Annotated in this window: 11 protein-coding genes and 1 riboswitch; of the genes, 2 read left to right on the forward strand and 9 right to left on the reverse strand. The window is 71.9% G+C overall.

What is annotated here, in order from left to right; all coding sequences use genetic code 11:
* Positions 1–45: 45 nt before the first annotated feature.
* Complete coding sequence (locus K9S39_RS13030) at positions 46–885, reverse strand: sulfurtransferase (protein WP_248863508.1); 840 nt, start codon at positions 883–885, stop codon at positions 46–48.
* Positions 886–1,137: 252 nt separating this feature from the next.
* Between K9S39_RS13030 and K9S39_RS13035 the strand changes: the two genes are divergently transcribed.
* On the forward strand, positions 1,138–1,911 hold the full coding sequence (locus K9S39_RS13035; RefSeq protein WP_248863509.1) for a VOC family protein: 774 nt from the start codon (positions 1,138–1,140) through the stop codon (positions 1,909–1,911).
* Between the two features lie 22 nt (positions 1,912–1,933).
* Here K9S39_RS13035 and K9S39_RS13040 read toward each other — a convergent pair whose 3' ends face one another.
* The 4 genes from K9S39_RS13040 to K9S39_RS13055 form a co-directional block, all read right to left on the reverse strand.
* On the reverse strand, positions 1,934–2,599 hold the full coding sequence (locus K9S39_RS13040) for a thymidine kinase (RefSeq protein WP_248863510.1): 666 nt from the start codon (positions 2,597–2,599) through the stop codon (positions 1,934–1,936).
* A 71-nt stretch (positions 2,600–2,670) separates the two neighbouring features.
* The gene (locus K9S39_RS13045; protein ID WP_248863511.1) at positions 2,671–3,861 is read right to left on the reverse strand and encodes an alkaline phosphatase family protein; all 1,191 of its coding nucleotides are present in this window, start codon (positions 3,859–3,861) and stop codon (positions 2,671–2,673) included.
* Positions 3,861–4,454 (reverse strand): DUF5998 family protein, encoded by a 594-nt coding sequence (locus K9S39_RS13050; RefSeq protein WP_248863512.1) that lies wholly within the window; start codon positions 4,452–4,454, stop codon positions 3,861–3,863. The genes K9S39_RS13045 and K9S39_RS13050 overlap by 1 nt, the downstream gene beginning before the upstream one ends.
* 106 nt (positions 4,455–4,560) lie before the next feature.
* Entirely contained in the window at positions 4,561–7,593 is a 3,033-nt protein-coding gene (locus K9S39_RS13055; protein WP_248863513.1) for a bifunctional acetate--CoA ligase family protein/GNAT family N-acetyltransferase, read from the reverse strand.
* A 144-nt stretch (positions 7,594–7,737) separates the two neighbouring features.
* Between K9S39_RS13055 and K9S39_RS13060 the strand changes: the two genes are divergently transcribed.
* Positions 7,738–8,019, forward strand: coding sequence for an HPr family phosphocarrier protein (locus K9S39_RS13060; RefSeq protein ID WP_248863514.1), 282 nt, complete (start codon positions 7,738–7,740; stop codon positions 8,017–8,019).
* Positions 8,020–8,389: 370 nt separating this feature from the next.
* Here the strand turns inward: K9S39_RS13060 and K9S39_RS13065 are convergent, their stop codons facing one another.
* The 4 genes from K9S39_RS13065 to K9S39_RS13080 all read right to left on the reverse strand — a co-directional run bounded on the left by K9S39_RS13065 (position 8,390) and on the right by K9S39_RS13080 (position 13,385).
* Positions 8,390–9,079: a GntR family transcriptional regulator gene (locus tag K9S39_RS13065; protein WP_248863515.1), complete on the reverse strand. Its 690-nt coding sequence runs from the start codon at positions 9,077–9,079 to the stop codon at positions 8,390–8,392.
* A gap of 242 nt (positions 9,080–9,321) precedes the next feature.
* Entirely contained in the window at positions 9,322–10,131 is an 810-nt protein-coding gene (locus K9S39_RS13070; RefSeq protein ID WP_248863516.1) for a M23 family metallopeptidase, read from the reverse strand.
* A gap of 12 nt (positions 10,132–10,143) precedes the next feature.
* Positions 10,144–10,300: riboswitch (cyclic di-AMP (ydaO/yuaA leader) on the reverse strand.
* A gap of 317 nt (positions 10,301–10,617) precedes the next feature.
* On the reverse strand, positions 10,618–11,985 hold the full coding sequence (locus K9S39_RS13075) for a M16 family metallopeptidase (RefSeq protein ID WP_248868716.1): 1,368 nt from the start codon (positions 11,983–11,985) through the stop codon (positions 10,618–10,620).
* A 38-nt stretch (positions 11,986–12,023) separates the two neighbouring features.
* On the reverse strand, positions 12,024–13,385 hold the full coding sequence (locus K9S39_RS13080) for a M16 family metallopeptidase (protein WP_248868717.1): 1,362 nt from the start codon (positions 13,383–13,385) through the stop codon (positions 12,024–12,026).
* Positions 13,386–13,577: the final 192 nt, after the last annotated feature.

Raw genomic sequence — 13,577 nt, forward strand, 5'->3', positions numbered from 1 at the left:
GGACGTCGTGGTGCGGGGAGGCCCATCCAGGGGCCCGGCGGGGGCTCAGCCCGGCTGCGGGCCGGTGGCCACCGGGCGGGACGGGTCGGCGCACCATTCGCTCCAGGAGCCGACGTACAGCGCGGCCGGGACGCCCGCCACTGCGAGGGCGAGCACCTGCTGGGCGGCGGACACCCCGGAGCCGCAGTAGACACCGACCTCGGTGTCCGCGGTGGCACCCAGTGACGCGAAGCGCTCGGCCAGCTCGGCCGCGGAGCGGAAGGTGGTGCCGCCTTCGACGACGTTCTCGGTCGTCGGCGCGGAGACGGCGCCGGGGATATGGCCGGCGACCGGGTCGATGGGCTCGGCCTCGCCCCGGTAGCGCTCGCCGGCCCTCGCGTCCAGGAGGACACCACGACGGGCGAGTGCGGCCGCGTCGTCCGCCGTCAGCATGGGCAGCACCCCAGGGGCAGGCGTGAAGTCACCCACCCGCGGAGTCTCTTTATCGATACTCATGGCCCCGCCGGACACCTGCCACGCGGCGAGACCACCATCCAGGACCCGGACATCAGGATGACCCGACCAGCGCAACAGCCACCAGGCACGTGCCGCCGCCCAGCCCTGGCCGCCGTCGTAGACCACCACGGCACGGTCGGCGCTGACCCCGGCACGCCGCATGGCCGTCGTGAAGACGGTGAGATCGGGCAGCGGGTGCCGGCCTGCCATGCCGGGGGGTCCGGCCAGCTCGGCATCGAGATCGACATAGACCGCGCCCGGTAGATGGCCGGCCTCGTACTGGGGGCGGCCGGGCGGCCCGCCGAGCTGGTAGCGGACGTCCAGGAGCACCGGGGCGGCTGACCCCGCCAACTCGCTCGCGAGTTCGGTAGCGGTGATGATGGCATTCATGGGACTCATCCTTGCGTAGCAGCGGCTACGCACAGAAGGCGGGTGCCCACCCTCCGTATGACGGAGTTGCGGCGGCAAGCAACGCCGCCGAAACGGAAGTGAAACATCAAAACGGGCATTCTCCCTCGCGAACGCGCCAATGACGGCGCGGCCGGGGCGCACAGCAGATCAGAGGGTGCGAGCATCTGCTCGGGACCCGCGCCCGTACCTACCCCAAATGGCCACCACCCCTGGTCCGAGGAGAGAGTGACGATGACGACCGAGGCAGCGACTCGGCGGATGCCCGGCGCGCCCTGCTGGGTGAGCCTTCTTGCCCACAGCCTGTCCGCGACGCAGGAGTTCTACGGCGCGCTCTTCGGCTGGGAGTTCCGCCCGGGGCCGCAGCATCTCGGTCCGTACTGCCGTGCCTACCTCGACGGCCGGGAAGTGGCCGGCGTCGGCGAGCTGGCGCCGGACCGTCAGCTCCCGGTCGCCTGGACCACCTATCTGGCGAGTGACGACGCGGATGCGACCGCCGAGCAGATCCGTTCCTGCGGCGGCACGGTCGGCGTCGGGCCGCTGGACGCTGACGACGCGGGACGGATGGCGATCGCCTCCGACCCGCAGGGTGCGATCTTCGGCATCTGGCAGGGCAAGTCGATGCCGGGCACGACGCTCAGCGGAGAGCCCGGCACCCCGGTGTGGAACGAGCTGGTCACCCAGGAGACCGACGCCGTGGGGCCGTTCTACGAGCATGTCTTCGACTTCGAGGCGGAGCCGGTCGTCTCGGCCGACTTCGACTATCTGACGCTGCACCTCAAGGGGCGGGCGGTGGCGGGCATCCACGGCGTGGGCAACGCCCTGCTGCGCGACCGGGGGCCGCACTGGATGACGTATTTCGGCGTCTCGGACACCGACGCCGCGACGCGCCGGATCGGCGAGCTCGGCGGCCATGTGCTGCGGCCCGCACGGGATTCCGCGCACGGGCGGCTGGCGACGGTCGCCGACAGCGAGGGCGCCGTCTTCACCATCATCCAGCAGCGCTAGAGCCGGAGCGGGCCGGCCGGGGCTACTTGGAGGCGTCGACCGGCAGCACATCCGGCGAGAGCACGGCCGCGCGGGCGGTCGCGGAGGTCTGCCGGCGGCGGTGGTGGCGCCGGCACAGCACCTCGTAACCCACCTCGGGCGGCGGGCCGTCCGCCTCCCCGACCACATCGCCGACCACGACCTGCGCGCCCTCGACGACCATCCGGCCATCGACCGTACGGGCGTTGTGCGTCGCCCGTGCGCCGCACCAGCACAGCGCCTCGACCTGCAGCACCTCGACGCGGTCGGCCAGTTCCACCAGGCGCTGGGAGCCGGGGAAGAGCTTGCTGCGGAAGTCGGTGGTTATCCCGAAGGCGAAGACTTCCAGGTCGAGGTCGTCGACAACGCGCGCCAGCTGGTCGATCTGCTCGGGGGCGAGGAACTGCGCCTCGTCGGCGATGACGTAGTCGACCCGGCCGCCGGCGGAGAGGTGGCCGACGACGTGGACGTAGAAGTCCAGGTCGTCCGCCGCCTCGACGGCCTCGGTGACCAGGCCGAGGCGGGAGGAGAGCTTGCCGCGCCCGGCCCGGTCGTTGCGGCTGTAGATCAGGCCCTGCAGGCCGCGGGCCGACCTGTTGTGCTCGATCTGCAGAGCGAGGGTGCTCTTTCCGCAGTCCATCGTTCCGGAGAAGAACACCAGCTCGGGCATAGGAGGTCGCGGGCCTTTCAGGCTCGTACGGACAGGGCGGTGGTGCGGTGCGGGCGGCGGGTGCGTGCGGGTCAGGTACGGACTTCGAGGAGCGGCACCAGCTGCTCCACCGAGGTCATCGAGCCGTGCATCCCGACCATCTCCGATTCACGGGGCTCCCGTTCGGTCGCGATGATGACCATGTCGGCGTGTGCGGCGGCCACCACATCACCGATCCTGCCCCGGACCCGGTCGTCGACGCGCGGGCCGAACCACCCCGCCGCGATGGCCTCTTCACGGCTCGCCACCCACATCTGCTCGCCGACCACCTCACGCCATACGGCGAGCACATCGGCGGCCGCGCCCGGATGCGCGTACACATGCCGGGCCCGGCCCTCGCCGCCCAACAGGCGTACACCGGCGCGCAGTTCCCAGTCCTGGTCGAAGTCGATCCGGGAGTCGGGGTCGAAGGGGATGTCGATCATGCCGTGGTCGGCGGTGATGTAGAGCGCCGAGCGCGGCGGGAGTTGCTCGGCCAGCCGCTGTGCGAGCCGGTCGACATACATCAACTGGCCGCGCCAGGCGTCGGAGTCGACGCCGTAGCGATGTCCCATGCCGTCGACCTCGGCGTAGTACGTGTAGACCAACGCGCGGTCGCCGGCGGCGAGTTGCTGGGCGGCCAGGTCCATCCGCTCCTCACCGGAGAGCCGGCCGTGGAAGGTGCCGCCGCTGAGCGCGATCTTGGTGAGCGGGGTCTGTTCGAAGTGCGGTGCGGAGACCTGGCAGGTGCGGATGCCGGCGGCGTCCGCCAGCCGGAAGACCGTCGGATAGGGCTGCCACGCGTACGGATCGGTCCACGGCTGCCAGCGCAACTGGTTCATCAGTGCGCCGGTGTCCGGGTCCTGGCAGGTGTAGCCGGGCAGACCGTGCGCGCCCGGCGGCAAGCCGGTGCCGACCGAGGCGAGCGAGGTGGCGGTGGTGGACGGGAATCCCGCGGTGAGCGGTCGGCCGGTGCCGTTGAACGAGGTGCCCAGGAGGGAGGTGAGGAACGGCGCCTCTTCGGGATGGGCGCGCAGCAGGTCCCAGCCGAGGCCGTCGATCAGGAAGACGCAGGCGCGGTCGGCGGAGGCCAGTTCCATCCCGGTGGCGAGGTCCGTCAGCCCCTGCCCCGCGGCGATGGTGGGCAGCAGGTCGGCGAGCGAGCCGGTGCCGTAGCGGGGCACCGGGGCGGTGAGCGGATCGAGCGGTTCCGGTTCCGGCCAGGCGGGGACGGCGTGCACCATCAGCGGGTGCTGGTGGTGGGCGCGGTGGCTTCGGAGAGCGCCTGGGCGAAGGCGAGCGTCTCACGGACCGAGTCGGGCCCGTCGCCGGCCTCGCTGACCCGCAGCGAGAGATCGTCGGCGGTGGACGAGCCCGTATAGCCGTGGTCCGCCTCGCAGTTGGGGTCACCGCAGCTGGCGGGCTCCAGGTCCAGGCGGGAGACGGCGCCCCAGCCGATGGTGAGGACGACCTCGCGGGGCAGCTGCCCGGGGGTGTACGACTCGGGGTTGGCGACCACCCGGCTGAGCACCACGGACGAGATCCGGTCCAGCTTCACGGACTCGGTGGAGGTGGTGGCGTACGGCGACGGGGAGGTGGCGTCGGCGGCCTGCTCGTCGGTGTGGCTGACGATGAAGCGGGTGCCGGTCAGGACCAGGACCGTGACATGGCGACGGACCTCGTTGGCGTCGAAGGTCGTCTCCTGATGCACGAGGTACGACACGACCGGCTCACCACCGACGGCGGCCTGCACCGCCTCGGACACGAGGGTCGGGTAATAGCCACTGCGCTCGATCGCCGCGCGCAGCCCCTGGGTCGTCGTACCGGTCTTAGCCATGGAGTCCATCTTACGGGGCGTGCTGTACCTCGGAGACGCGTGCGTCATCAGTCCCTCCGGGCAGCACGAAGGCGCTGGCAGGGGCGGCGGACGAGCCCGTCCCGGCTCAGTAGGCGGGCAGGCGGCGGGGGCCGAGGTCGGTGGTGGCGGGCGGACGGGCGAGGCGGACGGCGGCTCCCAGGACGGAGAGGCCGTGCGGGGCGACGACGACCGGTTCGAGGTCGACACCGACCACCTCGGGGTGGTCGTCGGCGAGCCGGGAGACGCGCAGCAGCAGCTCCGCGAGCGCGGCGGTCTCGACGGGCTGGGAGCCGCGCCAGCCGAAGAGGAGCGGGGCGGCGCGGATCGACCGGATCTGCTCGGCGACATCGCGGTCGGTGGCCGGAATGAGACGGTGCGCGATATCGCCGAGCAGCTGGGAGGGGGCACCGGCCAGGCCGAAGGAGAGAACGGCGCCGGCGGCCGGGTCGATGGCGGCCCGGATGACGGTGTCGACGCCGCGCGGCACCATCGGCTGGACGACCGGACGCAGCTCTGCCGGGGAGCCGAGGAAGTCGGTCAATTCGGCGTAGGTGCGGCGAAGTTCGGTTTCGTTCGCGATGTCCAGGCGGATGCAGCCGAGATCGGCGCGGTGCCGCAGATGCGGGGCGGTGGTCTTGAGGGCGACCGGATAGCCGAGGCGGGCGGCGGCGCGGACCGCGGCCTCCGGGCCGGGGGCCGGGAGGGTGGGCACGGTGTGGATGCCGTAACGGGCGAGCAGGCCCACGGCGTCCTCCGGGGGGAGCGGTACGGAACGGCCGGCGGCGATGTCGGGGGTGAGCCGGTCGAGCAGCCGCTCGATGTCGGCACCGGCCGCCGCCTCCTGGATGTCGTCGTACTCCGGGACGCGGCCCGGGTCGGCGGCCTCCCGGCGCCAGGCCGCGTAACGGACGGCCTCGGCGAGCGAACGCACGGCCCGCTCGGCGGCGGGGTAGGCCGGGATGCGGACCGGCGCAGGACGGGCGCTGGGGGCGGCCGGGGGGACGGCTTCCTCGACGGGGGCGGGCGGGTAGGGCGGGGTGGAGGGCCGGGTGGGGGCGGAGGGCCGCGCCGGGGCCCTGGTGGGGGACGGGGTTTCCGTGGTGGCCGGGGATGCCGCGGGGGCGGGGGCTTCCGTGGAGACGGGTGCTTCGGTGGCGTCCGGATGCGGCGGCCCCGCCGATCGTACGGGGCGCTCTCCCGGCTGCCGCTTCTCCTCGGGCTCTCCCGGCTCCCCCGGTGCCGCGAGCGTCTCCGCCAGGTCGTCCATCGCGAGGTGGACGACGGTCACCGGCTTCGCGGGATGCGCCGCAGCGGCCGCTCGCAAGGCGGCGGCGAGCGCGATGCCCTCGCTCTCGCCGGCGGGCGCGATGTCCTCCTCCCCCACCCATGGAATGGCCGTGACGACGACGGCGTCGCAGTCGTCGCCCGCCAGCGCCTCGGCGAGGGCCGTGTGGAAGTCGTCCGGCGTCGCCGCGGAGGCCAGCACACGGGGGCGCAGCGGCCGCAGCCCTTCCGTCAGGCAGGCGTCGTACGTCAGCAGGGCGAGCGATTCGGAGTTGCCCAGGATGGCGATGCGCGGACCGGCCGGCAGCGGCTGGGAGGCCAGCAGCAGCCCGGCGTCGATCAGCTCGGTGACCGTGTCGACGCGGATCACACCGGCCTGGCGCATCAGGGCGGCGACGGTGCTGTCGGGGATCCGTACGGTGGGCACGGTGTGCCCCAGCGGGGCGGCGCCGGTGTGCCGGGCGCCCTTGGCGACGACGACCGGTTTGACGGCCGCGGTGCGGCGCGCGAGCCGGGCGAACTTGCTGGGGTTGCCGATGGACTCCAGATAGAGGATCACGACGTCGGTGTCCGGATCCTCGTGCCAGTACTGGAGGAGGTCGTTGCCGGAGACGTCGGCGCGGTTGCCGACCGAGACGAAGGCGGAGATGCCGGCGATACCGCCGTCACCGGGACCACGTGCGTGCAGCCCGCTGAGCAGGGCGATGCCGATCGCGCCGGACTGGGTGAACAGGCCGATCCGGCCGGCGCCGGGCATCTGGGGGGCCAGCGAGGCGTTCAGCCGGACGGCCGGGGCGGTGTTGATCAGGCCGAAGGCGTTGGGCCCGATGAGCCGCATACCGTACGAGCGGGCCTGGCGGAGCAGGGCACGCTGCCGCTCGCGTCCTTCGCGGCCCGATTCCGCGTAACCGGAGGAGAGGATCAGCACCCCCTGGACGCCGTGTTCGCCGCAGTCACGGACCACATCGGGCACACGCTCGGCGGGGACGGCGATGACCGCGAGGTCGACCGGGCCGGGGATCTCCCGGAGCGAGCGGACGGCCGGCACGCCTTCGGGCTCCAGCCGCTCCACGCCCTGGGGGAAGGCGTGGTTGACGGCGTAGGTACGGCCCGTGAAGCCGGAGTCGAGGATGTTGCGCAGAGTGGTGCGGCCGATGCCGCCGGGGGCGCGGCCCGTTCCGATGACGGCGACCGAGCCCGGGGCGAGCAGCCGCTGGACGGAGCGGGCCTCGGCGCGCTGCTCGCGGCCGCGCATCACGGCCATGGACTGCTCGGTCGGTTCGAGGTCGAATTCCAGCCGGACCACGCCGTCCTCGAAAGTGCGCTGGTGGGTGTAGCCGGCGTCCGTGAACACCTTGATCATCTTGGAGTTGGCGGGCAGCACCTCGGCGGCGAAGCGGCGGATGCCGCGCTCCCGGGCGACCGCGGCGATGTGCTCCAGGAGAGCGGAGGCGACGCCGCGGCCCTGGTGTGCGTCCTGGACCAGGAAGGCGACCTCGGCCTGGTCGTCCTCGGGGCTCTTGGCGGGCAGCCCCTGGTCGTTGATCCGGTCGTAGCGGACGGTGGCGATGAACTCGCCGCCCACGGTGGCGGCGAGGCCGACACGGCCGACGTAGTCGTGGTGGGTGAAGCGGTGCACGTCGCGGTCGGAGAGCCGCGGGTAGGGCGCGAAGAAGCGGTAGTACTTCGACTCGTCCGAGACCTGCTCGTAGAAGGAGACCAGTCGCTCGGCGTCGTCGGGGGTGATGGGGCGGATGCGGGCCGTGCCGCCGTCGCGCAGCACCACGTCGGCTTCCCAGTGGGTCGGGTACGCGTGGTCAGGCGGCTTCTGCATGCGGACAGAGTACGGCCGGGCACTGACAACGGCTCGGCATGCGTACGCTCGGGGCAGGCCAGGCACTGGGCACCGGGCCTCCGGAGCACTCTCGGCAGCGTGAGAGACTGGTCTAGACAACAGTCGCGACTGAAGGGCAACACCATGGCTGAGCGCCGCGTCAATGTCGGTTGGAACGAGGGTCTGCACGCCCGCCCCGCCTCGATCTTCGTCCGTGCGGCCACCGCGGCCGGCGTCCCCATGACGATCGCCAAGGCCGATGGCAACCCGGTCAACGCGGCTTCCATGCTGGCGGTCCTGGGCCTCGGCGCCCAGGGCGGCGAGGAGATCGTGCTGGCCTCCGACGCCGACGGGGCCGAAGCGGCGCTCGACCGTCTGGCGAAGCTTGTCGCCGACGGTCTTGAGGAGCTCCCCGAGACCGTCTGAGTCCGTCAGGAATCCCACGTCGGCGGCCCCGCCGCGGCGACCGGAAACGGCCGTCGCGGCGGGGCCGCTGCGCGCGCCCGATGCCACCCTGCCGGGGAAGCCGTGCCGGGGAAGTCATGCCGGATGAACGCACACCAGCGCCGCGAATTTCTCACCGGCGCCGGAATTATCGGGGCACGAGCACACCAATTACGGGTACCCGCACACCGAATATCCGGGCACCGGATAATTCCCGCCCCCGGCACTACGAAAACAACGAGCCGAAAGAATGAGGGCGTGCCGAATAACAGGAACGGCATCTCAGCAACGGCAGACGCCATTACGCGCCACCCGAACACCATTCCGCACCCCTTTGTATACGGGGCGTTTGTTAATGGCGGACGCGCGCCGTGTTGACGGGCGGTTTCGAACCGCTCACCTCGGCAGCGCCGGGACGCCGCAACCGGTGCACCAGGAGGGAGCGTTCGATATGAGCGGTCATCAGGGCGCGGGCCCGTTCGGCGTCCCTCCGGGCCACCGCGTCCAGCACCGCGCCGTGTTCGTCCCATGACTCGGCCACCCGGGCCGGCGGTTCCACGGTGTACATCCACTCGATCTTCCGACGCAGCTGGGTCAGCAGCGCCGTCAGGCTGGCGCTGCCGGCCGCCTGGGCCAGCGTTTCGTGGAACCAGCCGTCCAGTTGGCGCAGATCCGCGGGGTGGCCGTGGCGCGCCCGTTCGCGGCCCAGCCGCACCAGGCCGCGCAGCACCTTGAGGTGCGCCGGGCTGCGGCGGGCCGCGGCGCGGGCGGCGCCCAGCGGCTCCAACAGGGCCCGTATGTCCAGGAGGTCGGCCGCCTCCTGCTCGGTGGGCTCGGCGACACAGGCGCCCGCGTGATGACGGGTGGTGACGAAGCCCTCGGACTGCAGCGTGCGCAGCGCCTCGCGCACCGGGACCCGGGAGACGCCGTAACGCGCTGCCAGGATGTCCTCGATCAGCCGGCTCCCCGGCGCGAGCACACCGGAGACAATATCATCGCGAATCGCCGTGCACACCGCATGCGCGGAAATATGACCTCGCATCGTCCGTGCCTCCGCCGTAATCCCGTGGAAACATCGCCGAACGGCGACATTTTCCTCACCCTAGCCGCCGATCGGCGACTTTTCCGCGACTCTATTCGACTGGGGCGGCTTTTCCGACGGACTCCGAGTATTCATGGACATAATTTGGCCATCGGCGCGCAGTCGGCACCGAGCGCGGTCGGATACGCCGGAGCCCCGGCCGGGGCCGGGGCTCTCAAGGACGCTGCGACGGGGGCGGGACGTCAGACGCTGACGCCGTGCGAACGCAGGTAGGCGACCGGGTCGATGTCCGAGCCGTAGTCCGGGCCGGTGCGGGCCTCGAAGTGCAGGTGCGGCCCCGTGCTGTTGCCGGTGCTGCCGGAGAGGCCTATCTGCTGGCCCGGGGTGACGGTCTGGCCGGCCGAGACGCCGAGGGACGACAGGTGGCCGTACTGGGTGTACGTACCGTCGTTCATCTTGATCACGATGTTGTTGCCGTACGCGCCGCCCCAGCCGGCCTCGACGACCGTGCCCGCGGCGACGGCGCGCACCGACGTGCCGGAGGCGGCGTGGAAGTCGATGCCGCTGTGGCTGCCGGAGGACCACAGCCCGCCGGACGCCTTGTACCCGGTGGACACGTAGGAGCCGGCGATGGGCGCGACATAGGCGTTGAGGCGCTTGCGCTCCGCCTCACGGGCCGCGCGTTCCTTGGCGGCGCGCTCCGCCTCGGCCTTCGCCTCGGCCTTCTTCTTGGCCTCCTCGGCGCGGCGCTTGGCCTCTTCGGCCCGCTTCTTGGCCTCGGCCTCGGCCTTCGCCCGCGCGGCGGCGGCCTCGGCGGCCGCCTCCTGGGCATCGGCCTGGGCCTCCAGGCGGTCGGCGAGTTCGCCGCCGAGCACGACGGCCCGGGTCAGACCGGTGTCGGTGGTCGCCTCGTCGGTCGCGGCCAGCGCCGGGGAGGCCATGGAGCCGACGACACCGGTGGCCGCGAGGGTGGCTATGCCGGCGATGTTGCGGGTCGTCCGAGCGGAGCGGCTCGGACGACGGTGTTTCCCGGTGGCACGGATGAATGCCATCTGGTGGCTTGTCCTTTCCTTCCTTCTCGCCTACCGGGTTAGCTGACGGGTTCGGAGCAGGAAGGTCTCCTACGGACTCCTCCGGAGAGAGGTCCGATTCACCCCAGGGGATATGTGGGTCCCCGGCTCCCCTGGCTCGCGCCGTACGGGGACTCGGCGATGACTGTCCGGTGCCGCGGTTGCGGCGTACTGCTGGCGAACAGCCGGACCGACGCTAAACGGGACAACTTTCAATCGGCAAACAGAACCGCACCTTTGTGCCATACGCCACACGGTCACGAAGCAACCGGCCGCAATAATCCGGACATACGGGAGATCCCGTGGCGCGTGCACGCCACGGGATCTCATTTGTCGCGATATGACCAGTGGTCACCGGCTCCGCCGGATCGCTGCCCTGCCGCTCTCCTGCACGTCCCGGCCGGTCCCCTGCCCCTTCCCGCCGGTCTCCTGCCGGCTTCCCGGTCAGGTCCGTGCCACCACGGCGGATCAGCCGCTGACGACCGTCACCTCGCCGATGCCCAGCTCCCGGGCGGGCCCGGCGATCTGCGCCGCGTCGCCCACCAGCACCGTCACCAGGCGGTCCACGGGGAACGCGTTCACCGCCGCCGCCGTCGCCTCGACGGTGCCCGTCTCCGCCAGCCGGAGGTACAGCTGCGCCTGGAAGTCGTCGGGAAGATGCTGCTCCACCTGGTCGGCAAGGGTCCCCGCGACGGCCGCGGCGGTCTCGTACTTCAGCGGCGCGACCCCGACGAGGTTCTGCACGGCGACATCCCGCTCGGCGTCCGTGAGGCCCTCGTCCGCCAGGGTGCGCAGCACCTGCCACAGGTCCTGCAGCGCCGGCCCCGTGGAGCCGGTGTCCACCGAGCCGCTGATGGCCAGCATCGCGGCACCGCCGCCGGCCGCGTCGGACCGCAGCACCTGGCCGAAAGCGCGCACCCCGTAGGTGTAGCCCTTCTCCTCGCGCAGCACCCGGTCCAGCCGGGAGGTGAGGGTGCCGCCCAGGCAGTACGTGCCGAGGACCTGCGCGGGCCAGACACGGTCGTGCCGGTCGGCGCCGATACGGCCGATGAGCAGCTGCGTCTGGACGGCCCCGGGACGGTCCACGATCACCACGCGGCCGGTGTCGTCGGCGGTGATCGGCGACGCCTTCAGCGGCTCGGCGGTGGAACCGGTCCAGGCGCCCAGGGTGTCGGTGAGCGCCGCGTCCAGGTCGACGCCGGCGAAGTCACCGACGATGACGGCGGTGGCCGTGGCGGGCCGTACATGGGCGTCGTAGAAGGCGCGGACGGCCGCCGCGTCGATCCGCGCGACGGTCTCCTCGGTGCCCTGACGGGGCCGCGAAATCCGGGAGGCGGCCGGGAACAGCTCCTTGGACAGGGCCATCGCGGCGCGCCGGGCCGGGTTGGCGAGCTCGTGCGGGATCTCGTCGAGCCGGTTGCGTACGAGCCGCTCGACCTCGCTCTCCGGGAAGGCGGGGGCCCGCAGGGCGTCGGCGAGCAGGCCGAGCGCGCGCGGCAGCCGGGAGGCCGGGACTTCGAGGGAGACCCGTACTCCGGGATGGTCGGCGTGCGCGTCCAGGGTGGCGCCACAGCGCTCCAGCTCGGCGGCGAACTCCTCGGCGGTGTGCTTGTCGGTGCCCTCGGACAGGGCACGCGCCATGATCGTGGCCACGCCGTCCAGGCCCTCGGGCTCGGCCTCCAGAGGAGCGACGAGATTGATCTCGACGGCGACGACCTGCTGGCCGGGACGGTGACTGGTCAGCAGCGTCAGCCCGTTGGCGAGCTGACCGCGCTCGGGCGCCGGGAAGGCCCACGGCTTGGGCGCGCCGCCCCGGGGCTGCGGGTGGAAGACCATAGTGCTCTCGACGGGGCCTGCGCTGGCAACGGCGTCGCTCACTGGGCCGCCTCCTCTTCCTCGGTCTCGGCAGCGGTGTCGGTGGGCTCAGTCGGTTCGGTGGGCTCGGTGGGCTCGTAGACGAGCACCGCTCGGTTGTCGGGGCGCAGCCGGGCCTTGGCGACCGCCTGCACCTCCTGCGGGGTGATCTCCAGTACGCGCTGGACGGCGGTCAGCGCGAGCTGCGGGTCGCCGAACAGGACGGCGAACCGGCACAGTTCGTCGGCGCGGCCGCTGACCGTCGCGAGGCGGTCCAGCCACTCGCGCTCCAACTGGGCCTGCGCGCGCTCCATCTCCTCCGGGGTCGGCCCCTCGGCGGCGAAGCGGGCCAGCTCCTCGTCGACCGCGCGCTCGATGTCCGGGACCTCCACGCCGCCGGACGTCTTCACGTCGAGCCAGCCCAGCGAGGGCGCCCCGGCCAGCCGCAGCAGACCGAAACCGGCCGCGACGGCGGTGCGGTCGCGGCGTACCAGGCGGTTGTAGAGGCGGGAGGACTCGCCGCCCCCCAGGACGGTGAGGGCGAGGTCCGCGGCGTCCGCCTCACGGGTGCCGTCGTGCGGCAGCCGGTAGGCCGCCATCAGGGCGCGGGAGGGGACCTCCTCCTCGACGATCTCGCGCAGCTCGCCGCCGATGACGTCGGGCAGCGTGCCGTCCCGCGGCGGCTGCTTGCCGTCGTGCGACGGGATGGAGCCGAAGTACTTCTCCACCCAGGTGAGCGTTTGCTCCAGGTCGATGTCACCGACGATCGACAGGACGGCGTTGTTGGGCGCGTAGTACGTACGGAAGAAGGCCCGCGCGTCCTCCAGGGAGGCGGCGTCCAGATCGGCCATCGACCCGATGGGCGTGTGGTGGTACGGGTGGCCCTCCGGGTACGCCATGGCCGTGAGCTTCTCGAAGGCCGTGCCGTACGGGACGTTGTCGTAGCGCTGGCGGCGCTCGTTCTTGACGACGTCACGCTGGTTTTCCAGGGACTCCTCGTCGAGCGCGGTGAGCAGCGAGCCCATCCGGTCCGCCTCCAGCCAGAGCGCGAGCTCCAGCTCATGGGCGGGCATGGTCTCGAAGTAGTTGGTGCGTTCGAAGCTCGTGGTGCCGTTCAGCGACCCGCCGGCACCCTGGACGAGCTCGAAGTGGCCGTTGCCCTTCACCTGTGCGGACCCCTGGAACATCAAGTGCTCGAAGAGGTGAGCCAGGCCCGTACGACCCTTGACTTCATGGCGTGAGCCGACGTCGTACCACAGGCACACCGCCGCGACCGGCGTCAGGTGGTCCTCGGAGAGCACCACGCGCAGGCCGTTGGCCAGCCGATGCTCGGTTGCTGTCAGGCCGCCGGAGCCGGCTTGTTCTGTGGCCGTGTGACCCATGGGCATGTACGTCCCTTCGATCCGCTTGCGAGGAAGTTCTGTCACTGTATGCAAGCGCGTCGGCATCTGGCGAAGTTACGGTCCGAGCAGCCCCGTACGGGGGTCGTGTGCCGTTCCCCGGAGAGCCGAAAGGGGAGTCGCGGTCGGCATTGTCAGTGGGGCGGTCCACAATGGTCCGCGTCAGACTCAGGC

This window comes from Streptomyces halobius, from assembly GCF_023277745.1.
Classification (GTDB): Bacteria; Actinomycetota; Actinomycetes; order Streptomycetales; family Streptomycetaceae; genus Streptomyces; species Streptomyces halobius.